This window comes from uncultured Succiniclasticum sp., from assembly GCF_902793885.1.
GTDB lineage: Bacteria > Bacillota > Negativicutes > Acidaminococcales > Acidaminococcaceae > Succiniclasticum.
Map to the genome: position 1 here is coordinate 133,270 of NZ_CADBFF010000003.1, position 24,760 is coordinate 158,029.

Genomic DNA, 24,760 nt, shown 5'->3' on the forward strand with positions numbered 1-24,760 from the left:
TTTGTTAATTATTTTTGCCAGGTTCATATACTATGCAAAAAAAATCGCCTGTCACATGACAGGCGATACTACACAACACGAATCCTATAAAATTGTATTTTGAAATGCAATGGTTTCTATATTATGAAATTGCATTTTAAAACGCGATAGCTTCTATACTATGAATTTGCGTTCTGGAATGCGATGGCTTCTTTCGGCTCCAGGGGCTTGCTGAAATAATACCCCTGAATGGTGTCTGCGCCAAATTCTTTCAGACGTTCATACTGCCAGCCGGTTTCCACGCCTTCGACCACCATACCCTTCCCCAGATCGTGGGACAGGTTGATGACATCTTTGATGATGGAGTCGTTTCCTTGCACCAGGTAGTTGTCTACCAGGGATTTGTCCAGTTTAATGGTTTCCACCGGAATGTACGTCAGGTATCCCAGGGCGGAGTACCCGATGCCGAAGTCATCCATGACCAGACGAATTCCCGCTTTCCGGAAACGGTCCAGCAGGAGTTCGGCATGAGCCGTCCGGTCCAGGAATACACTTTCCGTAATTTCAATTTCCACAAGATTGGACGGAATATTATACCGCTGCAGCATTTCTTCCAGGAATGACACATACTCCGAATCGCTGATCTGTCGGCTGGAGTAATTGATGGAAACCGGCTGCAACGGATACCCCAGTCCTCTCCAGACAGCCATCTGCCGGATGGTAAGCTCGGTGGTGATACGCCCGATGCGCCAGATCCAGCCGTTCTTTTCCGCTACCGGGATAAACTGGGCGGGGCCAATCTTGGAGTCTTTCATGCGTACCAGCGCTTCATACCCGTTGACAAGTTTTGTCTTAACGTCCACCTTAGGCTGGTACAGCATATAAAACTTGTCGTTTTCAATAGCATCAATCAGTTTTTCACTGATGGTATGCTCTTCGTGGGCCCGGTCCTTCAATTCTTCGGAATACACGTAGACCTGGTTCTTGCCGCGCCGACGTGCTTCGTCCATGGCGTCTTCCGCATTGGCAATCAGATGTTCCGCTTCCAGGTTATCCACCGGCAGGGCAATGCCCACGCTGGCGCTGAGTTTCAGGAAAATATTATCCAGGATGATAGGATCCGAAAACGCTTTCAGGATTTCCAGTACGGCCGGATGATCGCTCTTCGCCACCAGATCCGGCATGAGGAATAAAAACTCATCCCCTGCGTAACGGATCAGTTCCATCTGCCATTTCCCGGAAATGGTTTTTAACCGTTCCGTCAGGGTAAGAAGCACCTTATCCGCAATCTGCGTTCCATAGGTACTGTTGACATTCCGGAACCCGTCGATATCAGCCATGACCACGGACCAGTCCGTGGAATTCCGCATAATTTTAGACAGCAGCGGTACCGCAAGACGACGACGCCAGATACGCAGATCCGCATCGTGGGTGGTCTCATAATTCAACAGCTCTTTTTCGTCTTCCACTTCCCGCTTCAGATAATAAATGCAGTTCTCACGGTGGTTGAACCCGTTATAGATGGCCTTCGCCATTTGCCTGCAGGTATCGTAACCGCAGCTGGTGCAGTTAATGTTGCGGGACTCTTCCGTAAACTTGCGCATGGAGATAAAAATCTTTTCCATGTCCTCTTCCAGCGGTTCGCGGACGTGGCAGGCTGCGGATCGGTCTGTATATTCACGGAGATAATCATCCAGACGCAGGGAGGCGAACTGTCTGTTCAGGGCGTCCATGCGCTCCTGCGCCGAAAGGTTCCGGCCCCAGGCGTCGTTTTTATTATTATTCTTCACGCTTTCGCGAATCTTCAGCAGATTATACAGCGCCTTGTCTGTGGAAGCCATGCTAAGGTCCACCGCAGTGCCGCAGATGCAGCCCTTTTCACAGTTCAGCGCGTCAATCATCAAAAACGGAGTCTCTCCGTCCGCAATCAGTTTGGCGTTTTTATCCAGATAGCGGTACATGCGTTTTTCGCCGCTGATTTCTCGGATAAACGCTTCATCGCCAACCAGCCATCTTACATTTTCCATGAGACCGCCGGGCGTCGGGTAATACGCGCCCAGACCGTAATCGATTTCGTCCGTTACCGGCTCCCCTTCAATCTGATGCGAACGTACATAATGCATCAGGTGATCGAAGGTGACGTTATACTGAACGAGCCCTTTGTTATGAGGGTCGTCGATTTCCATCTTCTTGGCGATACAGGGACTGATAAACGCAAATTTATCGGTGATCCCCAGTTCTTTCCGGGCATAAATGGCAGCGCACATGAGGGGACTCTGCACCGGGAACAGTTTCGGGAGCAGTTCGGGATGATATTTTTCGATATAAGCTACCACAGCAGGACAGGGCTGGGATATGCCGCCGGTGAAACCGTATTGCCGGATATAATTGATGTAACCCCAGGTGGTGATGTCCGCGCCGAAAGAAACGTTGATGAAACGTTTGACGCCAAGCTTTTTTAGTCCGCCCAGCACCTGCTCGTATTCATCCGGATAATTGGCCTTAAAGGCCGGGGCAATCAGAACAGAAATACTGTCGCCCTTCTGCAGGTCAGCAAAAAAGGCGTCCGTATCGTCGCGCCAGGAACGGGCATTGTGGTCGCAGGCATCAAAGCACGCGCCGCAGGCGACACATCGTTTCGGATCAACATTAATCCGGGATACGCCACGTTCATCCGGTTCGGTAGAGATACAGGCACCTACACAACTACAAACCTTAATGCATTTGTTGCAGCCGACACAATTCTCGTTTGTGAACACTAAAGATTCTTTGTCAGTTAACGGTTTCATACAGATTTTCCCCTTCGGAAATTTTTTAGAAAATACTTTGGGAGATAAAGTGTGTGTCTTACGTAACAGCGTTATAAAAATTCACATATATATTAATTATAAATGAAAATTTTAAAAATGACAAGAAACAACAATCGCAGAATCATAAAAAAATCTCTCTTCCGCCTTGCTGCAGAAGAGAGATATGATCCTTATTTTTTTCTGAAAGCAACCTGTTTCGGTCCCACATTGACCACGTCTTCCGGAATGATGACGTCGTCGAAGCCGATGCTGCGCGTGTGCAGCGTGTGGCACCATTCGTGCTCGTTCCGGTGCAGGAACCCAAGCATTACAATGGGAATCCAGCTGTAAATGAAAATGGGATAGACCAGCAGATACAGCCAGGATTTAAAGGAAGCGCGAATCTTCCACAGCACCGCTACCGGGAAAATGTACTGGCCCACGCCGATGATCTGCCATACCTGGATCGGCAGCACCTCATACAACACGTTGGTGTAGAACGGCACCAGGTTGTAAATGTACGTGCAGAACACAAAGAAAGTTGACACAAGCAGGAAGTACGGCTGCACCAGATTGATCATGCCGTCCAGCACGACGATATTGTGTTCCGTAATTCCTTTCCATAACATTTTGGGGATGTAGCGGTTGGCTACGTCAAAATGTCCCTGGGCCCAACGTTTCCGCTGATTCCAGGCGGCTTTGAAGGTCAGCGGTTTTTCGTCGTAGATCACGGCGTCATGCGCCCAGGTGGTGGGAATATTTTCCATCAGGGCTTTCATGGTGAATTCCATGTCTTCCGTCAGGCAGGTGGCGCCCCATCCGTACTGTTTCAGCAATTTGGTATCAATGCACATGCCGGTACCGCCCAGCACGCAGGAAAGGCCGATGTTATATTTGGCCAGATGCCAGATGTGGTTCACGATCCAGAAGGAAATGGAGAACATACCGGACACCCAGGTGTCTTCCGGATTTTTGGAATCCATATAGCCCTGGATCAGACGCTCCCCGCTGCACAGGTGGTTGTTCATGATCTTCAGGAAATCCGGATGCACCAGATTATCCGCATCAAATACACAGACTGCGTCGTACTGGCGTTCCAGACCGAACAGGCGGTGGAACATCCATTCCATGGCAAAGCCTTTGCCCTTCCCCGTTTCGCTGAAACGTTCATACACAATGGCGCCGGCGTTGCGGGCAGCTTCCGCGGTTTTATCCACGCAGTTATCCGCCACGACGAAGATGTCGTATAACTTGTCGGAATAGTTCAGTTGCTTCAGGTTTTCAACCAGCTTTGCAATGACCTGCTGCTCGTTATGCGCGCAGACGATCAGCGCAAAGGTACTTTTTTCCGGGAACTGTTTCGTCTCTTTCATTTTGCCGAAGAGACCGAACCAGGATACGACGAAATAATAAATGGTAAAGAACACGATGATCAACTGGAGTGGGATCATCACCACATCGTAATTGAAATGCATTTGGACCTATGCACCCTATCCTTTCCTATTCTTCTTTCACAAATCCTTATTCTTCTTTTACAAACAACATACAATACACAGCATTTATCACACCGGCAATAAAATAGGTAAACATACCTACAAAAGGCCAGCCGGAAGGCTTTTGCCACAACAGATACGCGCCGATCAAAACCGCAATAATCACGGGATAGCGGTACATGGGATTGCCCTTTCCCTTAAAATCCGGAAACTTTACGTTGCTGTACAGGATGAGGGCGACTGCCAGCGTCATGATGCCTGCCGCAACCGGCGTAAAATTAAATCCGGAAATCACATAGGTGGCGATACAACAGGCTCCTGCCGGAATGGGCATGCCCTGGAAATATCCGTGCACCACAGAGGTGTTCACATTAAAGCGGGCCAGCCGCATGGCGCCGAAGAACGTGTACAGTCCGGCGATTATTTTACCCCACCAGCCCAGGTCTGTCAAGGCGAACTGATAAATTAAAATCGCAGGCGCCACACCAAAGGCTCCCAGATCGCAAAGGGAATCCATCTCTACTCCGAAAGGACCCTGCACACCCAGGGCACGGGCAGCCCTTCCGTCTAACGAATCCGCCACAACGGACAGGACGATACAGACGGCCGCCATATAATAATTCTGTTCCTGCGTATAAAAAATGGAAAAAACGCCCAACACTAAACTGATACCGCTGATGGTGTTAGGTACGATGCGTTTATAATTCACGCGAATGTCCTCCCAAGCTTCGAGATGCTGTTAGCGGAAGCGTGTCAAACTTCCCGGTTAGTTTGTACGGCCCAATACCGTAATGCCGCCTTTCACCTTATCCCCTTTTTTGCAAAGGATCTCCACATCGGCAGGCACGACCAGTTCCGTACAGGAACCGAATTTGATCATGCCGTACACTTCGCCCTGGTCCAGATGGTTGCCCAGATTGACCCAGTTATCGATACGCCGGGCCAGAATGCCGGCAATCTGGATGACCAGAATTTTCATACGGTCATTCTCAATCCCCATGGCGAACCGTTCGTTTTCAAACGTAGCCTTTTTATTAAAGGCCGGCAGGAAATCCCCTACCGTGTACCGCTGGAACTTTATGGTTCCTTCCGCCGGACTCCGGTTCACATGTACATTGAAGACCGAAAGGAAAATCGTAACCTTTTTGGCCTTTGCGTTTAAGAACTCCTCGTCAAAAAACTCCGTTACGCCCATGACGGTTCCGTCGGCCGGAGAATATAACAGGGACGCATCCGGGTTGACGGTTCGTTCCGGATTACGGAAAAAATATGCAAAATAGCAGGCCAGCACTACCGGAATTACCGCAATGTGAATTCCGAACGCAATAAAGCAGACAACTGCCAGCACCAGTGCGCCGGTAATAAAGGGGTATCCCTGTCGTACGATATGCATGTGAGCGGCCTCCTTTCTCTTACTTGTCTAAATTTCCATGTACTGCGTTGTCGTCAGTCCGCGTAGGTCTTACTACGCGTTCCCTCCTCCGCCTTGTACCGGGAAAGTTATCCTGCGTAATTATCTATATTTTCCCTGTACCACGTTGTCGTCGGTCAGCGTAGCTTCACTACGCGTTCCTTCCTCCGTTTTGTACCGGAAAATTTATCCTGCGTAATCTCTGAAAAACATCTATACTAACATTAACTTGTACATTATAGTATGTAAAACCAAATTTGTCTACAATATTTAGTTATTTTTTCTTGCTTTTTTCATCGCGCACCGCAAAAACGAATTTTGGCAGCGCCAGCATTCTTCCAAAACGGCTGGGCTGTTTCATCAGACGGAAGAGCCATTCCAGTTTGGCGTCCTGCATCCATTTGGGCGCCCGCTGCATTTTTCCGGCCAGCACATCAAAACTGCCGCCGATGCCCATCAGCAAACTGGGCTTTAACCGGTCACGGTATTGTGCCAGCCACTTTTCCTGTTTGGGCGCGCCTAAGGCGGCGAACAGCATGGCTGCCCCGCTCCGGTTGATGTCTTCTATAATTTCCGGTTCTTCTTCCGCCGAAAAATACCCGTTGCGGCAGCCGGCCACATGCAAACCGGGCCAACGGCGTTTGCCTTCCGCCGCCGCTTCTTCCGCAATGCCGGGTTTTCCGCCGAAAAAGTAAACCGGAATTTTATTTCTTGCGGCTTCTTCCAGCAGACGCAGATATAAATCATACCCCGCGACCCGTTCCGGTACGGTATAGCCCAGATAGTTTCCGGCCCACACCGTTCCGGCTCCGTCCGGCAGAATCAAATCCGCCGTTTCCGCCAGCAGGGTTTTATATTCTTTGTCATCCTGGGCCATCATAATAATTTCCGCATTGGCCGTGACCACAAAGTTTCGTTTCCGCTGCAGCGTATCCTGCGTCAGCTTTGCTACCGCTTCGTCCATGGTGTACGGTACCACAGGCACACCTAAAATTGTTGCAATCTCTTTCATACTTCCAAACCTTTATTCTGTTGCATTTTTACCGGAAAAAACGTGATCGCTCACAAAAACGTTTTGTCCGCGCAACCCGTTTACACTGTCGCCATCGCAACTCACTTACACGGTCGCCTTATCGGACGGCACAATCAGGAACTCCAATCCCGGATTGCGCTGCAGAATCCAGTTCAGCGCCCATTCATTATTCACTAAAATCACCGGGCGGTCTTTTTTATCATACACCAGCATGCCGTTATCAAGACCCCGGAGTTTTTCAATATCCTCCGGCTTCTCCGCATAGACCCAGCGGGCCACGGTAAAAGGAAGCTGCGTCATCACAAGCTGGGCGTTGTATTCATTCTTCAGACGGTATTCCAGCACTTCCAGCTGCAGCTGCCCCACGACGCCCACGATAAAACTTTCCAGGCCCACATGCTTCTGGGTAAACACCTGCACGGCGCCCTCTTGGGAAAGCTGCAGGATCCCCTTTTCAAACTGTTTCCGCTTCAGGGAATCTTTCGGCTGCACCCGGGCAAAAATTTCCGCCGGAAACACGGGAAAATCCTCAAACCGTAATTTCAGTTTCTCATCGCTGAGACTGTCGCCGATGCCGAAGATGCCCGGATCAAACAGACCGATGATGTCCCCGGGGTACGCCTTCTCCACAATGGTCCGTTCCTGAGCCAGAAACTGCTGGGGCTGGGCCAGCTTTACCGGTTTCCCGCTCTGGGCGTGATACACCGTCATGCCTTTATCAAATTCGCCGGAACAGATGCGCATGAACGCGATGCGGTCACGGTGGGCCGGATTCATATTCGCCTGGATCTTAAAGACAAACGCGCTGAACAGCGGATTGTCCGGTTCCAGCACATCGCCGTTTAACAGGGTGCGGGGCTGGGGCGCCGGAGACATTTCCAGAAACTTTTCCAAAAACTCCTGCACACCGAAGTTGGTCATGGCACTGCCGAAGAACATGGGGGTCAGCTCCCCTTTTAACACGTCTTCGATATGGAATTCTTCCCCTGCCATGTCCAGCAGCTCAATGTCACCCAGCAGCGCTTCGAACAGTTCCTCCCCGATCATTTCCTTAATGCGGGGATCGTCGATGTCCGCGGAAAATTCTTCCAGCTGTTTGCTGCCGTGGCTGGCATCCGTTTTAAATAAAGAAACTTCCCGGGTCAGGCGGTTATACACGCCTTTATATTTTCCGTCCAGACCTACCGGCCAGGTGATGGGATACACCTTGATCTGCAGAATCTTTTCCACTTCTTCCATCAGGTCCAGGGGCTCCCGGCCGAAACGGTCCAGCTTATTGATAAACGTAAAAATCGGCAGATGCCGGCGGTGGCAGACCCAGAACAGCTTCTTGGTCTGGGGTTCCACGCCTTTGGCCGCGTCAATCAGCATGATGGCGCTGTCCGCCGCCATCAGGGTGCGGTACGTGTCTTCCGAAAAGTCCTGATGCCCTGGCGTATCCAGAATATTGACACGGAACCCCTGGTAATCAAACTGCAGCACCGAAGAAGTAACGGAGATCCCGCGCTGCTTTTCAATTTCCATCCAGTCGGAAACGGCATGCTTGTTTGCCTTTCTGGCTTTTACACTGCCTGCCAGATGGATGGCGCCGCCGTATAACAGCAGCTTTTCGGTTAAGGTGGTTTTACCGGCGTCCGGATGCGAAATGATGGCAAAAGTACGCCGTTTCTCTATTTTTTCTTTTAATTCGCTCATGGCATCTCCCAAATTTTCTTTTCCTGTCCCCGGATCCCCATTCCCTGAAAGGCATCCGTCAGGCAAATCTACTTTTTATTTGCAAGTATTTATTACAATCCTCAATTAAAATCCCCCGAAGGGATTTTTGTTCCGGCGCCCGAAACCGCCGCCTGTATTGCCGCTTCCATAACTGTCGCCGGTATTCCACTGGCTTTCCGGCATGGGCTTACGCTGGGGCATACGGGGCGCAGGCTGGGACGCGGTGGAAAGCATCTGCTCCTGGGCCAGATACGATTTGTACGCGGTAACCAGACCTTCCAAAATATAATCCGGCACGTCCTGCTCCGTTTTCAGATACCCTTCTTCCACGGAAAAGGCCAGCTTGTCATACTGCTCGCCGCCCACCGTGGTCAAGTCGGCAACCATTTTCCCGTCTTCCCCTTTGGAGAAGAAGCAGTCCTTCAGCTGCTGCGCTTCCCGCTGCCGGGCAAAGGCAACATAATACTCATACAGCGCATGCTGCGCTTCCGGCGGAATATCTTCCCCGGTAATCACCGATTCCGTATCTTCCATCGGCGTGCAGTCCATATTTTCATACACCGTTCCGTCCTGAAGCGTAATAGTAACGGTCAGCACATAATTATGCTCATGAAACTCCGCATGGGCAATCTGCCATTTCTCTTTCCAGGCCCGGATGCAGTCATCACAGACCAGCTTAATATCCTGAAAACTCTGCACGGAAAAATCGTCCTGATAATACAAATGATCCTGGGCGCTGAAGGCTTTGCCGCAGCGGGAACAGGTCAGAGACAATGTACGAATCATAGCGAACTCCTTTAATCCTGAATTGCCGAAAATAAAATACATAATATTATATCACAACAACGGGGAGGAATCCACATCCATTCCAGAATTTTTAATCCTTCCTTTCCTAAAAAAATCCCGGGGCTGCATATCCGGCACAGCTGCCCTGCACCGGTTCGCTCCGGGATTTCCGTTTTTTACTACGCCTATGGTGAGAACTTCCCCATTTCAAAAAGTGTGATGCATTATAAGAATGACTGATCAATACGCCTCATACCCTGTGCCGGTCTTCTTTAGTTTCAACGTACCGGGAAACGGGATGTGCATGCCGGCCACCGGAATCTTGTTTTCACACGCATAGTCAAAGATCCGTTTGCGAACCTGCACGGCCTTGTCCGGATCCACATCATACCTGACCGCAACTTCGGGAAGGGGGAGCTGGATCCGCGGGAAATGGATGAGGTCGCCGAGGATCAGCAGCCTTTCCCTGCCGTTTTTCAGCAAAAACGAAACATGGCCCGGCGTATGTCCGCTGGTATCCAGCGCCTTCACCCCCGGCATCACCTTATCACCGGGCCCGAACTCATGCACTCTGCCTGCATACTGTGCAAGGGCATGAATCACATTTACGTCTTTCTTTTCTTCGACCCAGTAAGCCCGTTCCGCCCTGCTGACATACACCGTTGCATTGGGGAACGCGGCCTTTCCTGACGCGTCTACCAGTCCGCCGTAATGGTCCCGGTGCAGATGGGTCAGCAGAATGGTCTTCACGTCAGCGGCCGCCCGCCCGTTTTTCTTCAGATCCGCTGCGATACGGCCGTCAGGCAGACCGGTATCAAACAAAATTTCACGTCCTTTTATTTTCACGAGAAACGCCAGCACATTCCCCTCCATTTTTCCGTCCGGGAAGTATTTGGCCTTCTGTTCCGTATTCGCTCCCATAAGTATGGACGTGTCCGGGTGCGACTGCTTGTCGAAAAGAGTAACCGTCTCCATATTGCCTGCCCAGGCAGACACGGATGTGCATACACAAAACAGTAACGTGGCAAGAAATTTAATCATGAATGCTCCCCCCCTCCAAAATAAAACAAAAACAATCCAAAACATTCTTTACACAAACCGGAACAGATTCAGCCCCGTCACCGTTTCATCCAGCAGGCGTTCCACCTTGCCGGGCAGCGTACGAACCACGATTTCCCCCGTGGCGCCGATCCGGCACTCATTTAAATGACCGCCCATAATCTGCATTTTCGTATTGCACAGATTAATATGCAGATGAAGATACACCGCCCCCTCTTTCTGTGTCACGTTCCCCATCAGGGAGGTAATCTCCATAGGGCCGTTCAGTTCTGTTTTGTGATACTGGCGCTTCCCCACATCGTATAACCCGACCACCGCATGATCGGCCGCGCCGATACCCGTAACACTGGCCAGCGCAATCTGTTCCGTTTCACACAATTTCTGGAGAGACGCAATAATTTCCTCTCCCTTGTCCAGTCGTACTACATACGTATCCGCAAACTTTTGAAATTCCATTTGGTACCTCCTCAGTTAAAATGGTTTTCAGTTAAGCGACTCTCTACAGTGAACAAGGCATAGAAGGAATCATCCTCTGTATTCGTTTTCTCAATCCAGAGTGTCATGCAGATTCGTTTCTATTCCTCAACTGTTTCCACAATTAAACTTGTAAGCTCACTATTCTTCTTTGCGCTTTCCACTAACGATTCTTGATCTTCTGCTGCCATTTCTAATTTTGTTTCTTCAGTATCATAAGCAACCTTCTCTACTTCATCTTCATCAGAATCATGAATCCCCAACCCAAAATATTTTTCAAAGAATGCTTTCAGCTTTTCCAAAACTGTTTGCTTTTTCTTGGCTCGCCCGCCGCCGAAACGGGAAACAGGCGGCAGTATTTTATCAATATCTGTGCCGGTTGTTTTCAATGCGCCATCACGGAAAGCATTTTCAACATACTTCCGGGTGTCTTTCGCTTTCAATTTTTCTTCTGCAATCAGATTATTTAAATCGGTTTCTTCCTGCTCTTTAACAAATTTGCGCCAATCACGCTGCACATCGGTATCTGCATTGATGGTATTAATGAAGTTTTCAATCAGTTCTTTTTTGCTTCGCAACTGCAAACTGGATTTGATTGCTCTGTCAATGGCAATCAACACTTGTTTGTCCTTGCAGTTGCTCTTGTGATATTTGGCTACCAGCATCAGGATGTAATCAATGTTTACCTCAATCTGCTTGACCAGTTCCATTTCAAAGACAATGTCGTCGTTGATTTTTTCCTTTTCAGTCTGTGGCCTGAATTCTACATACAAATCGTTGTAAATACCTGTGTAATCCTGAAAATCAATCATCGACAGAATCTCATTGCCTGAAAAATCATCAAAAGATGACAGGATATTGCGCAGCCGCAGAATATTGCCAAAGGAAACGATAAAATCTTTCTTCGCACTTTCCCCGATGATCTGCTGGTTCAGCGGATATTTTTGCACCAGTTCGGCAATGCGTTCTTCATAGCCTTTCTGTTTTTTCCCATTTTCATCTGTGTAACCATAGTAATAGTCGTTATAAGATTTCAGCAAAACAATACCGCTGGCATCTTTATCCCCGAATAGACCGATAGCCGCATCCGTCGCTGCCTGCAAATCCCGGAAGCAGACGATATTGCCAAAGGTCTTTACCGAATTCAGAATCCGGTTGGTACGGCTGAACGCCTGAATCAGACCATGCTGCCTCAAATTCTTATCTACCCACAGTGTATTCAGGGTGGTAGCATCAAAACCGGTCAGAAACATGTTGACCACAATCAACAGATCCACTTCCCGGTTCTTCATACGTAATGACAAATCTTTATAATAATTCGGGAATTTTTCAGAAGACGTATCATATGCGGTTCCGTACATTTTATTGTAATCTGCAATAGCCTTTCCCAGAAAATCCCGGGAAGAAGCATCCAGTTCATCCGTGCTGTCTGAATTTTCATCATCCAGAAATCCCTCCGGATCTTCGTCTTCATTCACGCCGTAACTGTAGATAGTTGCAACTTTTAAGGCGTTTTCCGGATGTTCAGCCATTTGCTTTTTAAATTCTAAATAATACCGTTTGGCCGCTTCAATAGAAGCAACAGCAAAAATCGAATTAAATCCGTTCAGCCGAAGTTTTTGTTTCTTTTCTTCCAAACCAGAGTTCTTGGCTACCTCCGCTATGTTCATCAACTTGGAAAAAGAATAAAACCCTTCCCCGCGTTTTGTCTTTTGGTTAAAATGTTCCAGAATGTAGTTTGTCACGTTAGCGATACGCTGTGCGCCAAGCAACGCTGCTTCCGTGTCGATTGCTTTCACCTGTTTATCTCTTACAGAAGATTTTTCTTTCACTGTGTTCACGTAATCAATGCGGAACGGCAACACGTTGCCATCGTTGATAGCATCCACGATGGTATAGGTGTGCAGTTTGTCGCCAAATGCCTGGGCCGTCGTCTTCAAATTATGATGCTTGCCCGCCCCGGAGTTCTCTGCAAAAATTGGTGTGCCGGTAAAGCCGAAAATATGATAATTCTTGAAATTCTTAGTGATACTTACATGCATATCACCAAACTGTGAACGATGGCATTCGTCAAAAATCAGAACGCAATGCTGCTGATACACCGGGTGATTAGGATTCCGTTTGATAAAATTATCCAACTTTTGGATAGTGGTAACAATGATTTTATAGTCGTGGGGATTTCCCTTGCTGTCCCGGTTTTCCAGCTGCCGTGTTAATACCGCAGTGCTCCGGTTGCCATTGGCAGCGCCTTTTTCAAAGCGGTCATACTCTTTCATGGTCTGGTAGTCCAAATCTTTCCGATCTACCACAAACAAAACCTTATCTATGTACCCCAACCGTGAAACCAGTTGTGCCGTCTTAAAAGACGTCAACGTTTTACCGGAACCCGTGGTATGCCAGATATAACCACCTGCAGCCAGTGTTCCCATCCGTTTATAATTGGTGGCAATCTCAATCCGGTTAATGATCCGTTCCGTAGCTACAATCTGATACGGACGCATCACCATTAGCATACGCTCCGAAGTGAACACGCAATACTTGGTCAAAATATTCAGCAGCGTATGCTTGGCAAAAAATGTTTTCGTAAAATCAACAAGATCGGGAATCACCTTATTATCGGCAGCAGCCCAATAGGAAGTAAACTCAAAACTGTTGCTGGTCTTTTTAGATTTCTTCTTCCCGTTCTCATGCTCTTTGATAGCGCTGAACCGGGTAGTATTGGAATAATACTTGGTATGAGTGCCATTGGAAATCACAAAGATCTGTACATACTCGTACAAACCGGCACCCGCCCAGAAGCTGTCGCGCTGATACCGGTTAATCTGATTGAAGGCTTCTTTCAGCGCCACACCCCGGCGTTTCAGTTCCACATGAACCAACGGCAGACCGTTCACCAATATGGTAACATCGTACCGGTTATCATAATTGCCGCTTTTCTCCGTGTACTGATTCAGTACCTGCAGATAATTGTTATGAATGTTTTTCTTATCAATCAGCGTAATGTTCTTGGTTGACCCGTCATCACGCTTCAACACCTGCACATTGTCTTCCTGAATCTTTTGGCTTTTGTCTTCAATTCCTTCATTAGTGTTGGCAATATTCTGGGAGAAGAAACGTTGCCATTCGTTTTCTGTAAATGTGTAATTATTTAACTTTTCCAGTTGCTTACGAAGATTGGAAACCAATGCATCAGAATCATGAATCTGCAAATACTCATATCCCTGCCCGGAAAGCTGCTGAATAAACGCCTTCTCCAAAGCCGCTTCGCTCTGGTATGCGTCCGACCGTTTTCCCTGGGGTTCGTATTCTGTTACAACTGTGCTTTCACTGGTAGAGATAATAATATTGTACTCGCTCATGATAGATCTCCTGCAATATTTGTTCTGTTATATTATGCGTTTAATTCTTTGAACGTTAGCAGTTTATCCCTGTAATACTCGTATTGCTTTTGCCGTGCTGCGATTTCGGCAGGGATGCCACTAGTTAAACTCCTGCAAATACCATTAAACTTATCCAAGCATTCCACTATTCTTTCCTGTTCTGATAATTCAGGAATTGCTATTTTTAAGTTTTTTACAATTTGAGCATTGATATTTGTTTGACTTCCCTGACCTAACGATTTGATATATTCATATTCTTTTGAAAGCCAATAAAATACATATTTATAATTTGCTACATTACTATTTATTTCTAGATTACAACAAGCTTGATTAGTAGTAACAGGAATAGAAGTAAACGCAACTTTTCCAACAGTTGCGCCATACATAGCAACTATAACAGAATGCTTTGGTATCCATTTAGCTGAAGAATTATTCAACCCTTCTTCTGTTATGTACATTGCCGTTTCGTTTATTTCATTAAAATCAACTTCTTGGGTTCTTAACCATGGAATATCGCCATCATAATATGACGAAATACTTGTATTTGGCGTCCCACCGGATGATATTTTTATACAAATATCCTTTAACGTCTTCATTTTAGCATTACTACTACTATGGAATGTCAATAATATATTTCTATAATAATCAAATTGCTTTTGCCGAACTGTAAGCTCGGCTGTAAGCTCGGCTGTAAGGAATGTGAAATTGTCCAGCATACGGACAATTTCGCGTTGCACCTCCAGAGGAGGTACAGGGAGCCTTATCTCTCCTAATGAATCCGGTTTTACTTCAATGACTTTTGTACCATGCGCCAATTTAACTTTTTGGCTATAAAACATTGATGAATGAAGATAATAAACCAAATACTTTGGATCAAGTGTATGATGGATAATAGCAGTATGTCCGCTCACTGCAACCTCGCCATCTCCAAGCCAAGCTACACACTTGCATACATCTTCAATATTTTCACTGGTAACAGCCATTATGATATCATTTGTAACAGCCTTTTTTTGTTTAGCTGCAACCATGTCGCCGATAAAGCTTGCCGTTTCTTCAACAAATAACCCATAAAGAGTATAGATTTGCCCATAGTGAATACAAGGGAAACCGCTTTCTTCATAATCTTTTTTCTGAAAGCTGCCACCCCTGGTAATTGTTGCAACATCTTTAAGTCTTTTGTACTCAACTCCATTCGGGCACAATTCCGCAATCAGTTTATCTAGCTTACTCATACGTTCTGCCCTCCGGCTAATTCTGCCTCAATCTCTTCTATTGTGGGAAGAGAGCTGCGATAATTTTCCGGCATAAAGTGACTGATATCATATTCCGAAATTCCCATCGGCTGGCTGCTTGCTTCCAAAGCATACTTTGCTTTAACGTTGTCTTTCGAACGGCAAATCAATAATCCCAGCGTCGGAGTATCCTGTTCCCCCTTCAGCTGATGATTCACTGCTACCATATATGTTCCAAGCTGCCCCATATCGCCGGATTCGAATTCTCTTACCTTAACTTCTACCACAACATAGCAGTGCAGTTTTATGTTATAGAAGAGCATGTCAATGAAGTTTTCCGTTTCACCAATTTCAAGCCGTACCTCACGTCCGACAAATGCAAATCCATTACCAAGTTCCAGCAATAGTTTTTCAATGTTATTCATCAGAGCGTCTTTAAGTTCTTTTTCATCATACCTTTCACGAATGGTAAGGAAATCAAAATTGTATGGATCGCGCGTAACGGCCTGGGCCAGATCGCTCTGCGGCGCAGGCAGCGTTAACGCAAAATTCGTAACAGCCTTTCCCTGGCGTTCGTACAAATCTGTACTAAGAAAATTTAACAGGACGGCTCTGGACCAATTGTTTTCAATCGTTTTATGCACATAGAACAACGCTTTTTCTTTATCTCCTCTACATTTATTTAATATCTGTACTACATGACCCCAGGGAATCATAAATATTTCTTTTAGAGTATCATTTTGTGAAACAGGCTGTTGCGCAGTTTTTGTTAAATCAAATTGCGAAACAGGTTGTTGCGTAATTACGGTTTCCGGTAATTTTACATCCGTCTGAGGCACAAATAGTGCGTCTGGGAACAATTTGTAAAATTGGTGCATGTAGAGAAGGTTTCTCGGTGAAAAAGACTTTACATCAGGTAGTTCATCACTAAAATCTTTGCTAACCTGATTATAAAACCTACTTCCCCACGCATAAGACTCTTTCTTGGCATCCATATCGCGCCCCAATATCCAGTAAAAGCGCAACATTTCGCTGTTAACTTTGATTGCAGCTTTTAACTGGCTTTGCCGGAATCTCTTACTGACTTCCTGTATCCAATTCCGGTATGAATCATCTTGTTTGATCAGCTTACTGCTCATGCGCCTTGCCCTCCTTCAATCTCCGCAATGATACTATCTATTTCATCGCGCAGCACCTGTTCACGGGCAACGATTTCTTTAATTTCTGCATTCAGTTTTACAATATCAATTTGTTCACGCGTATCCTTTCGTTCCACATAGGTACTGACGGACAAATTATAATTCTGCTCTTTCACTTCATCATAGGTTGCCAGCTTGCAGAAATATTCTGCATCCTCACGTTTTACAAAGGCATCCACAATATGGGCTATGTTTGCATCGGTAAGCTTATTGTTGTTCGTTATCTTTATAAATTCATTGGACGCATCGATAAATAAAATCTTACTGTCTGCCTTGTTTCGTTTCAGTACCATGATGCAAGTGGCAATGGAAGTACCAAAGAATAAGTTGGGCGGCAACTGGATTACACAGTCAATGTAGTTGTTGTCCACCAGATATTTTCTGATTTTCTGCTCTGCGCCACCGCGATACATGATGCCGGGGAAGCAAACAATCGCCGCGGTACCATTTGCCGCTAACCAGCTCAGGGAATGCATAATAAAAGCCAAATCTGCTTTTGATTTCGGCGCCAGCACCCCTGCCGGAGAAAAGCGCGGATCATTTATGAGCAACGGATTATCGTCGCCAGCCCATTTGATACTGTACGGCGGATTAGACACAATGACTTCAAAAGGTTCATCATCCCAATGCTGAGGACTAATCAATGTATCTTCACAGGCAATATCAAATTTATCGTAATCAATATCATGCAAAAACATGTTGATACGACAAAGGTTATAAGTTGTTATATTAACTTCCTGGCCAAAAAAGCCCTGACGCACATGCTCTTTTCCTAATATTTTCGCTGCTTTTAACAGCAAGGAGCCAGAACCGCAAGCCGGATCATACACTTTATTGATTTCCGTTTTACCAACAATGGCCAACCGCGTCAGCAGTTCAGAAACCTCCTGCGGTGTATAAAACTCGCCGCCGCTTTTGCCGGCATTGGAAGCATACATGGTCATTAAGTATTCATAGGCGTCACCGAATGCGTCAATGGTGTTCTGCTTATAATCGCCCAGCTTCATTTCGCCGACTCCATTAAGAAGCTTCACCAGTTTTTCATTACGTTTCGCAACGGTTGCGCCCAATTTGTTACTGTTCACATCAAAATCATCGAACAACCCGGCAAAGTCCGCTTCACTATCGCTGCCCTTTGCAGAATCTTCAATGTGATTAAAGATGCTTTCCAGCGTTTCATTCAGATTTTCATCTTTGTCTGCACGTTTGCGAATATTGCAAAACAATTCCGAAGGATAAATGAAAAAACCTTTTTCATCAATCAAATCCTTCCGTGCTTCTTCATCAATTGCGCCGTCTGTCAGTGCAGAATAATCAAAATCCGTATTACCGGCAGCAATCTCGCCATCGTTAATGTAATTGGTCAGATTCTCTGATATGAAACGGTAGAACATGGTGCTGAGAACATAGGATTTAAAATCCCAGCCGTCCACACTGCCCCGCAAATCATCGGCGATACTCCATATTGCTTTGTGCAATTCGTCTCGCTCTTGCTCTTTTTTTGTGTCAACCATGGTGTTAGGCTCCTTGGTACATCATTTTATTTATTTTTATTATACAGAAAACTCGTTATGTGTTATTGATACTTTTGTAATGCATCTTTATAAATACTCTCACTCTCTTCTAAAAATCGAGTTTTGTTATTAAGTATTTCTTTAAATTTATCACCCAAGTTACGGTATATTATAATATGTGCCTGATTATTGATTGTCGCACTTTCCATATCATCCATTTCAAAAGTTTCTTGATTGCTAATTGCAATATTTAAGAGATATAGAATATCATCTTTTCTAATATTATCAAGTGTTTCCATATTACCATTTCTATTCCTAAAAAAACCTTTGCCGTCTTTAATCTCTAAGCATTTCATAGTTATGTTTCCTTTCTTCATAAGCATTCTCTCCTGCTTCAAGACAGTCAAGAGTTATATCAATACTTTTTATTTGATCACCATTCCTACTACATAACACTTTACTGCTAGGCTTCCCATAATAGACTTCAAACACAGCTTTATGATTGATAATCTTTCTGTTAGTGTACACAATGTAATCTGGGTTAATAGACGCACCCACGGTATTATTATGTGTTACGATTACTACGGGTAACTTACTCGAAATATCTTTAATAATATGATTTACCCGTTCTTTTAAGAAAATATTATCAAATGAAGATTCTGGTTCATCAATAAGTAACATGTCGTATTGATATGCGTCGTTAATTTCTTGTAATAAATTAAATTCTGCTCTTTCGCCCCCGGAAACTTCATAACCATATTGATTTAGTATTTTGTACTCTATTTTAGCAAAAAACTTATAATAATCTGCTACAGGAATTATTTCAATTTGCTTTAATCCACATAAGTATTCATATGGTTTATTCTGGTAATTATCAAAAATCCCTGAAAAAGCAACCACACGACCACTTTGTAATTTTAATTCGCCCGCGCCTTCAAAAGGTCGTTTTGTAACTTGAATACTAAATCCTTCAATATTTTGTGTATCAATGACTACGGGTTTTTTAATTTTCTCAACAATTTTCTCGAATTTTTTGACCTTTATACGGTTAAGTTGAATTTGATAGAAATCAACATCCTCGACTCTGGTTGCGGCAGTTCTTGATTGAAGGCCTATTTTAATATTGGATATTACATCATTAACCCAAATTTTTTTAAGATTATTTTGATTTTCTGAAATGTATTTTTCTATTAATTCTTTATGAAGCTTTTTCAAAGAATTCCGGTCAATATTTCTTTCGATAATTTCTTGATACTGATGAGCTTCCAGCAATTTTTCAACAGCCTTAATCAAATCTTTTAAACTTTCGAGGTCCGCTATTGTATAACTGCTCTCCGTATACAGAGTGCATTTTGAAAACAAATCTGCTCTTTCAATCTCAGCAGCATTTTTTAACAACGAATTTATATAGCATTCAACTGCATTTTCATCTTCATGAATAGATATATTTACTATATCGTCAACAACTTTTGAAAATGCACTAAAATAATCACGCATTTCAGCACTTTGCTTTGCCGCAATTCTTTTATTAAAATCTTCTTCTGATTTTTCCGGATTTGTTTCCAAAAGCGAAAACTGTCTTATATATTTTATGTTATCGTAATTCTTCTCTAACTGATTTAATGTATAAGACTTCCCTGATGATCTACCACCCATGATAACTGTTAACCCAGTTGACAGCTTAACATTAGGCAAAGCTTGAAATACCTGATGTCCTTCCTCTTCTGACAACTGAACTTTTGTCTTGTCTAAAACTGCTCTTTTAAGACTTTGAACGTTAATATCTTCTACATCAATCCAAGTAGACCTTACCGGGAACTCGCTTTCTTCTTCTGGGCGCCAATCACTAAAATAGACAGGTGTTAAACTGTTATTATTCTTCTTGCAATAAACAAACTTCTTTACACTACTTACTTCTCCACAACATATATATTGTTTTAAATCGTCTAAAATTTGTCTGTCAACTCGTGGCGATTTTTCATAATGAGGAATCAAAAAATATCTATCAAAGTCAATAAAGACTTCTCTTAATTTTTCTAACGTTACAAAATCAGTATTACTTTTAAACTCCTTTGATATAATAGAACATTTTATGGCAAACTCCTCAACCAATGTATTATCCGTAATTATGATTAGATGACCTGCATTTTGCCCGACGTTTACTTCAATACCAGGCAACACTGTAACAGTACTGCTCAAATTCTCTTGTATAAAACGAAATTGATCTGTATCAAAGACGTTATGATTAGTTATTGCGATAACATCTAGTTTTGCCCATTCAACATATTGCTTTAAACGTTCAAAACTAAAAGTAAAAGGATGATCGCTGATTGTTTGTAGTGTATGTATATGTAAATCAAACTTTTTCATAGCATATCACCAAGTCTACTTCTTCAAACGTTTTTTATTTTAAAAATAGATATACCCTGTTGGGAGCCACAAGCCGTAATAAAAACTACCCTATTTCGGTATAACTACACCTGGATATTTCTTCTGCAAAATCGGCAGTAATACGTCAGCAAACTTTTTGCCCCATTCCGCATGAAACTTTGCCATTTGTATCCAGTCGGTTTCATTTCCAACGCTGATGCCGCGCATATCATAAGCAATAAACGAAGCAATGTTATCATCCGCGCGATTCCATATAAGCGCAGTCCCTAAAGCTTCCTCAATCTCAGCCTTATGCGCATACATAAAATCAAAAGCTTCTTTATTTTTCGGGGCATCCTGACTTCCAAAATATAAACGGACGCGTGCGCAATCAAAGTTTGCTGTCAAGGAGATCGCAAAATTATTAACGCCAAAATACCCGTTAATCCAGTTCCCGGTGGTAGGGTTTGCATTTGAGAAGGGACCGTCATGTCCAAATTTTTCCTGTATATACGGCAACGCGAACGCCCAATACTTTTTTCTGATTCCATACCGTTCGGGCATCGTATCTGTTTTATCAGGCTCGCTCTTATCTCGCAGGTAAAATACCAGTTCCGACGGATCAATGCCGAAGACAGCAAAAAATTTGCGCAAGGTTGCTAACTTATATTGTGTTGCCGTGCCAGTCCATACATAGATATTTTCAGCTATTTGAACTTTACTTGAAAACGTTTTTTCTTCGTGCGAAACATGGGATGCTAATTCAACATCATGATCCGAGGTATAGGCAAGGTCTGTCAGCTTGGAGCTGTCTTCTGTATGCAAAATCTTTAAAACTTTTGCATACATATCTGTCCAGCTCTCAACGGGTTGTTCTGTATTCTTATATGAAAATTTCGCAATCTGGCTGCCGGTCAGGTCAACATCATCATCCAGGCTTACCGTGTCTAACTGTTTTTCTTCTGGTTTATAATCTGTTTGCGGATAATTCCATATTTCTTTTGCTTTTTCAACCATATACCCATCGCGCTCTTGCAGTTCTTCCTCTGTCCACTTCTCTTTTTGCGCAATCAGTTGATTCATGCGGATTCCGCTGTTTTTAAAGCCATTTTCCGCATCTCTTTTTTCCAAAAAGGTATTATTGCTGTAACTGGAATTGTAAGCTGTTAAGGTCAGGTTGGCCAACCGGTGAAGCCACTGTGCATGTATTCGCTGATACTCTTCTCCCAGGGCTTCACGCCAGGCAGGCGTCAAGGTCTGGGGCATTATGTGTTCAATAGTATATTTACCAGTTTCAATCAGTTTTTGTACATCTTTAATTTCTTCCGTGCCAAAATTTTCAAACCGTTCAAACAAATAGTTTTTATAACGGCTCCGCATGAGATAAACCTGTTTGTCGGACAACGCAGTTGCAAACTCCCGGTCGTCAGGAAATCTTCCGCTCTCCTTCTTTGACAAAAGTGCGAATTTCATTTTTTCAACATAGTTTTCGTAAGTTCCGTCATACCGATGGATCTCCCGATCTAATGTCAGGAAAATTTTATTCAGCGCATTGGTAGGTACTTCACAGATATTTCTGCGGAACAGGAAATTCTCCACCAGTGCAACTATTTTTCTTAAATCTTGCAGGGAAAGAACTCCCTGCTTATGCAAATGCAAAACCTGAAGGAAAAACGGTCTTGAAACTGTCGTTTCTATATAATTCAAACGGCTTATGCCACTGCTGACAGCTCCGTCTTCAAATTTTGCCTGAAGCAACATTTCATACAACCGGGCATAGTACAGCAAATCATTCAACAGTTCCTCCATTGCAATCCCGGATTCATTCACATACGCTTTAAAAACAACGTAAATTTTATCCATGGACGGTGTGGCCTGCCGTTTAACACTCAGGTAATCCCTTACGAACAGACTAACACCATTGTTATTGTTTCCTGTGCACAGTTCAATTTTGCTCCAGTATTTTTTATAAAACGCCTCCTGATTCTCTGCGCTTTGCCCCATCAATACATAGTTACGGATTTTATCACCTTCGGTTAAATCTACGCCGGTAGAATTAAGGCTTTCAAAAATCAGCTGCGGGTTATCATCTTCCCCCACAGTAATGTTTATGACCACAAGCTTACTGACAGCATCATACAATTCATCAATGGTAATCTCTTCCTTGAGAATCCGGTCATAAAAATATTGGTAATTGATGGTAACATCAGAATTGGGAATGTATTCGGAAGGTTCCTCGTCAAACAGTTTTTCAAAGGCTTCCAGATCCTTATTGACCGCTTTTAATTTAATCCGTTTTTCAGAGGGCGCATATTTATCTACCAAATACTCTTCAAAAATCTTATCAATCAGACGATTATCATTTGCAACCAGTTTTTTTTCTTTTAAAATATTATGCATGGCCAGAAGGAGAAGCGAAATCGTTGTTACACGCTGCTGTCCGTCAATGATAAGAAATTCTTCCTGAATCCCATTGTAAACACTGACCAGGCTGCCAAAAAAATGCAGTTTCCTCTTCTTCCTGATGAGTTTAACCAGGTCGTCATATAACTGCCGGCAGTTTTCCACTTTCCAACTGTAATTTCTCTGATATACCGGAATAATAAACCGTTTATCGCTTCCGTCCAGGTATTTCAGTAATTTGATTGCTTTTCCGTCCATATGTTGCGCCTCGATCCCTATTACTTAGTACAAAAAGCACTGTCTCCAAACGAAATTATAATTGAATCCTTAGATCAACCTTCATCATCAACCCTATTCATGATATAGCGGATAGGATTTCTTTTTCCGTTACCATAAAACTGTTCTACAGATTTGTGAATATATTTATCTCTGACATCACTTTTAGCTACACGGCCGACGAACTCTCGCCGTTCATAAGAAAAATCTTCGTCTTCATAATCCGATTCGTAATCGTCAATGGTTACATCATCCCTGTATCATTTCATTTTATCATATTCTGTATGTCTCTGCATTAATATTGCATAATATTATTCCTATAAAAATATAAAAATTTCCCTTTTTCTAAAATTGGAAGAAAAAGGGAATATTATCAAACATGTTACTCCTCCACTATACCTGTCTCTCTGCATAATGTAGCAGTAAAACCTGCGTCTGTTATCTTAACGTAATACAGTTCATCAAAGCCTTCGTCATAATACGGCAGTTCCAGCTTATTTGCTGTACATGATATCGCTATTTCAGGAATCTTTTCTTTTCCTGTTCTGGCGTTGTTACGCTCTCTGCAGTCCTGCAGCCGGGATTGCATGAAACAGCCGATGATCTTGTACTTCTGCTCTCTGCCCGCCTGTATATATTTATTTCTGTCAGCCTTTGTTGGATTCGTATTGTCGATGATAATGTTTTCTTTTTTGTTGAGTGCCTGCCAGAGGGCGTCATGTTCCTTCTTCCGGGTGCGCAGCGTATCCAGATTGATCCGCGTATATTCGGGATAGTGTGCAGCACAAAAGGTACTCTTTCCGCTGCTCTGCAGTCCTATCATAATCACTATGTCCGGCATAACTTCAACCTCCGTGATAATTTTATTTTTCCTGCAGATTTACTTTAGCCTTTCTTTCCATCAACTACTTCAAAGCATAATGGATTGTAGAGATATACGTCTTCTTCTTCATCGTCAATAATGCCATAAGCACCATTTCTGATGCTCTTTACCTCGTAAATTTTACCCTTTGTCAAGCTCATCATATCATCCACTACACAACGCAGCCACTTAGCATCTTTATCTGCTTCACCGCTAAAGGGATACTTATGCGGAATATTCCAGTCATGACCGCAATCTTTACAGTGGTACATTGGCTTATCAGGCGTCATCGTATTTCCGCCATAAAGAGGATGATTCTTCGTCATTACTTTCAGGGCTTCGTCATATTCTTCCTGTTTGCCATAGAAATATCCTGTCGTTTTCGTACTGCCACAGACAGGACAGATCTTCGGTTTAACTGCCATATTCAGCGTTGCCTCCTTTAAACACTTGGTCGTTTATTGAATTAAAAGACAGTGCCTTGTGTTTTCTTTTTATTTTAATCATCTCTGCCCATTTCATAAAAGCTATCCCAAAATAACTCAGAGCGTATACTTTTTACAGTTTGAATATGATCTGGCAAGACCGCCTTACCATCTCTTATTTCAGGATTAATAACCAATAAAGCACTATCAGGAAGCGCTTGTGCCCATCCCGGCAAATCTTTAAACCGATAATCGATTTCGTCTACAAAAGCGTAAAAGACGACTTTTCCATCTTCTGTCTTAACCTTATTAACTTTGCTCTTATCGTATTCTGTTAACATATAGTTTCCCCCTGCTTA

19 protein-coding genes are annotated in these 24,760 nt (G+C 44.0%); all 19 read right to left on the minus strand.

What is annotated here, in order from left to right; all coding sequences use genetic code 11:
- Positions 1–158: 158 nt before the first annotated feature.
- On the minus strand, positions 159–2,768 hold the full coding sequence (locus QZV31_RS02615) for an EAL domain-containing protein (protein WP_295357712.1): 2,610 nt from the start codon (positions 2,766–2,768) through the stop codon (positions 159–161).
- A 191-nt stretch (positions 2,769–2,959) separates the two neighbouring features.
- Complete coding sequence (locus QZV31_RS02620) at positions 2,960–4,243, minus strand: glycosyltransferase family 2 protein (protein WP_295357715.1); 1,284 nt, start codon at positions 4,241–4,243, stop codon at positions 2,960–2,962.
- 46 nt (positions 4,244–4,289) lie between these two features.
- A complete protein-coding gene (gene pssA, locus QZV31_RS02625) occupies positions 4,290–4,970 on the minus strand; it encodes a CDP-diacylglycerol--serine O-phosphatidyltransferase (RefSeq protein ID WP_295357717.1) in 681 nt (226 codons plus the stop codon).
- 57 nt (positions 4,971–5,027) lie between these two features.
- On the minus strand, positions 5,028–5,654 hold the full coding sequence (locus QZV31_RS02630) for a phosphatidylserine decarboxylase family protein (protein WP_295357719.1): 627 nt from the start codon (positions 5,652–5,654) through the stop codon (positions 5,028–5,030).
- A 292-nt stretch (positions 5,655–5,946) separates the two neighbouring features.
- On the minus strand, positions 5,947–6,684 hold the full coding sequence (locus QZV31_RS02635; RefSeq protein WP_295357722.1) for a WecB/TagA/CpsF family glycosyltransferase: 738 nt from the start codon (positions 6,682–6,684) through the stop codon (positions 5,947–5,949).
- Between the two features lie 105 nt (positions 6,685–6,789).
- The gene (locus QZV31_RS02640) at positions 6,790–8,400 is read right to left on the minus strand and encodes a peptide chain release factor 3 (RefSeq protein WP_295357725.1); all 1,611 of its coding nucleotides are present in this window, start codon (positions 8,398–8,400) and stop codon (positions 6,790–6,792) included.
- 105 nt (positions 8,401–8,505) lie between these two features.
- A complete protein-coding gene (locus QZV31_RS02645; protein ID WP_295357728.1) occupies positions 8,506–9,207 on the minus strand; it encodes a hypothetical protein in 702 nt (233 codons plus the stop codon).
- A gap of 240 nt (positions 9,208–9,447) precedes the next feature.
- Entirely contained in the window at positions 9,448–10,248 is an 801-nt protein-coding gene (locus QZV31_RS02650) for an MBL fold metallo-hydrolase (protein WP_295357731.1), read from the minus strand.
- Positions 10,249–10,296: 48 nt separating this feature from the next.
- Complete coding sequence (locus QZV31_RS02655; RefSeq protein WP_295357732.1) at positions 10,297–10,722, minus strand: PPC domain-containing DNA-binding protein; 426 nt, start codon at positions 10,720–10,722, stop codon at positions 10,297–10,299.
- 119 nt (positions 10,723–10,841) lie between these two features.
- Complete coding sequence (locus QZV31_RS02660) at positions 10,842–14,099, minus strand: type I restriction endonuclease subunit R (protein WP_295357735.1); 3,258 nt, start codon at positions 14,097–14,099, stop codon at positions 10,842–10,844.
- A gap of 32 nt (positions 14,100–14,131) precedes the next feature.
- Complete coding sequence (locus QZV31_RS02665; protein WP_295357738.1) at positions 14,132–15,352, minus strand: restriction endonuclease subunit S; 1,221 nt, start codon at positions 15,350–15,352, stop codon at positions 14,132–14,134.
- Positions 15,349–16,491 carry a PDDEXK nuclease domain-containing protein gene (locus tag QZV31_RS02670; protein WP_295357741.1) on the minus strand — a complete coding sequence of 381 codons (1,143 nt, stop codon included), beginning with the start codon at positions 16,489–16,491 and terminating at the stop codon, positions 15,349–15,351. Before QZV31_RS02670 ends, QZV31_RS02665 begins: the two co-directional genes overlap by 4 nt.
- Positions 16,488–18,065: a type I restriction-modification system subunit M gene (locus tag QZV31_RS02675; RefSeq protein WP_295357744.1), complete on the minus strand. Its 1,578-nt coding sequence runs from the start codon at positions 18,063–18,065 to the stop codon at positions 16,488–16,490. Before QZV31_RS02675 ends, QZV31_RS02670 begins: the two co-directional genes overlap by 4 nt.
- 62 nt (positions 18,066–18,127) lie before the next feature.
- A complete protein-coding gene (locus QZV31_RS02680) occupies positions 18,128–18,442 on the minus strand; it encodes a hypothetical protein (RefSeq protein WP_295357746.1) in 315 nt (104 codons plus the stop codon).
- Entirely contained in the window at positions 18,402–20,435 is a 2,034-nt protein-coding gene (locus tag QZV31_RS02685; RefSeq protein ID WP_295357749.1) for a histidinol-phosphatase, read from the minus strand. The genes QZV31_RS02680 and QZV31_RS02685 overlap by 41 nt, the downstream gene beginning before the upstream one ends.
- Positions 20,436–20,525: 90 nt before the next feature.
- Positions 20,526–23,096 carry a DUF4268 domain-containing protein gene (locus tag QZV31_RS02690; protein ID WP_295357752.1) on the minus strand — a complete coding sequence of 857 codons (2,571 nt, stop codon included), beginning with the start codon at positions 23,094–23,096 and terminating at the stop codon, positions 20,526–20,528.
- Between the two features lie 400 nt (positions 23,097–23,496).
- On the minus strand, positions 23,497–23,955 hold the full coding sequence (locus QZV31_RS02695; RefSeq protein ID WP_295357755.1) for an AAA family ATPase: 459 nt from the start codon (positions 23,953–23,955) through the stop codon (positions 23,497–23,499).
- Positions 23,956–23,999: 44 nt separating this feature from the next.
- Positions 24,000–24,401, minus strand: coding sequence for a hypothetical protein (locus QZV31_RS02700; protein WP_295357757.1), 402 nt, complete (start codon positions 24,399–24,401; stop codon positions 24,000–24,002).
- A gap of 74 nt (positions 24,402–24,475) precedes the next feature.
- Positions 24,476–24,742 (minus strand): hypothetical protein, encoded by a 267-nt coding sequence (locus QZV31_RS02705; RefSeq protein ID WP_093729687.1) that lies wholly within the window; start codon positions 24,740–24,742, stop codon positions 24,476–24,478.
- Positions 24,743–24,760: the final 18 nt, after the last annotated feature.

Coding starts and splice junctions, on each gene's coding strand:
- QZV31_RS02615 (WP_295357712.1), bottom strand. CDS start 2,768: ATGAAACCGTTAACTGACAAAGAATCTTTAGTGTTCACAAACGAGAAT.
- QZV31_RS02620 (WP_295357715.1), bottom strand. CDS start 4,243: ATGCATTTCAATTACGATGTGGTGATGATCCCACTCCAGTTGATCATC.
- QZV31_RS02630 (WP_295357719.1), bottom strand. CDS start 5,654: ATGCATATCGTACGACAGGGATACCCCTTTATTACCGGCGCACTGGTG.
- QZV31_RS02635 (WP_295357722.1), bottom strand. CDS start 6,684: ATGAAAGAGATTGCAACAATTTTAGGTGTGCCTGTGGTACCGTACACC.
- QZV31_RS02640 (WP_295357725.1), bottom strand. CDS start 8,400: ATGAGCGAATTAAAAGAAAAAATAGAGAAACGGCGTACTTTTGCCATC.
- QZV31_RS02645 (WP_295357728.1), bottom strand. CDS start 9,207: ATGATTCGTACATTGTCTCTGACCTGTTCCCGCTGCGGCAAAGCCTTC.
- QZV31_RS02650 (WP_295357731.1), bottom strand. CDS start 10,248: ATGATTAAATTTCTTGCCACGTTACTGTTTTGTGTATGCACATCCGTG.
- QZV31_RS02655 (WP_295357732.1), bottom strand. CDS start 10,722: ATGGAATTTCAAAAGTTTGCGGATACGTATGTAGTACGACTGGACAAG.
- QZV31_RS02660 (WP_295357735.1), bottom strand. CDS start 14,099: ATGAGCGAGTACAATATTATTATCTCTACCAGTGAAAGCACAGTTGTA.
- QZV31_RS02665 (WP_295357738.1), bottom strand. CDS start 15,352: ATGAGTAAGCTAGATAAACTGATTGCGGAATTGTGCCCGAATGGAGTT.
- QZV31_RS02670 (WP_295357741.1), bottom strand. CDS start 16,491: ATGAGCAGTAAGCTGATCAAACAAGATGATTCATACCGGAATTGGATA.
- QZV31_RS02675 (WP_295357744.1), bottom strand. CDS start 18,065: ATGGTTGACACAAAAAAAGAGCAAGAGCGAGACGAATTGCACAAAGCA.
- QZV31_RS02680 (WP_295357746.1), bottom strand. CDS start 18,442: ATGAAGAAAGGAAACATAACTATGAAATGCTTAGAGATTAAAGACGGC.
- QZV31_RS02685 (WP_295357749.1), bottom strand. CDS start 20,435: ATGAAAAAGTTTGATTTACATATACATACACTACAAACAATCAGCGAT.
- QZV31_RS02690 (WP_295357752.1), bottom strand. CDS start 23,096: ATGGACGGAAAAGCAATCAAATTACTGAAATACCTGGACGGAAGCGAT.
- QZV31_RS02695 (WP_295357755.1), bottom strand. CDS start 23,955: ATGCCGGACATAGTGATTATGATAGGACTGCAGAGCAGCGGAAAGAGT.
- QZV31_RS02700 (WP_295357757.1), bottom strand. CDS start 24,401: ATGGCAGTTAAACCGAAGATCTGTCCTGTCTGTGGCAGTACGAAAACG.
- QZV31_RS02705 (WP_093729687.1), bottom strand. CDS start 24,742: ATGTTAACAGAATACGATAAGAGCAAAGTTAATAAGGTTAAGACAGAA.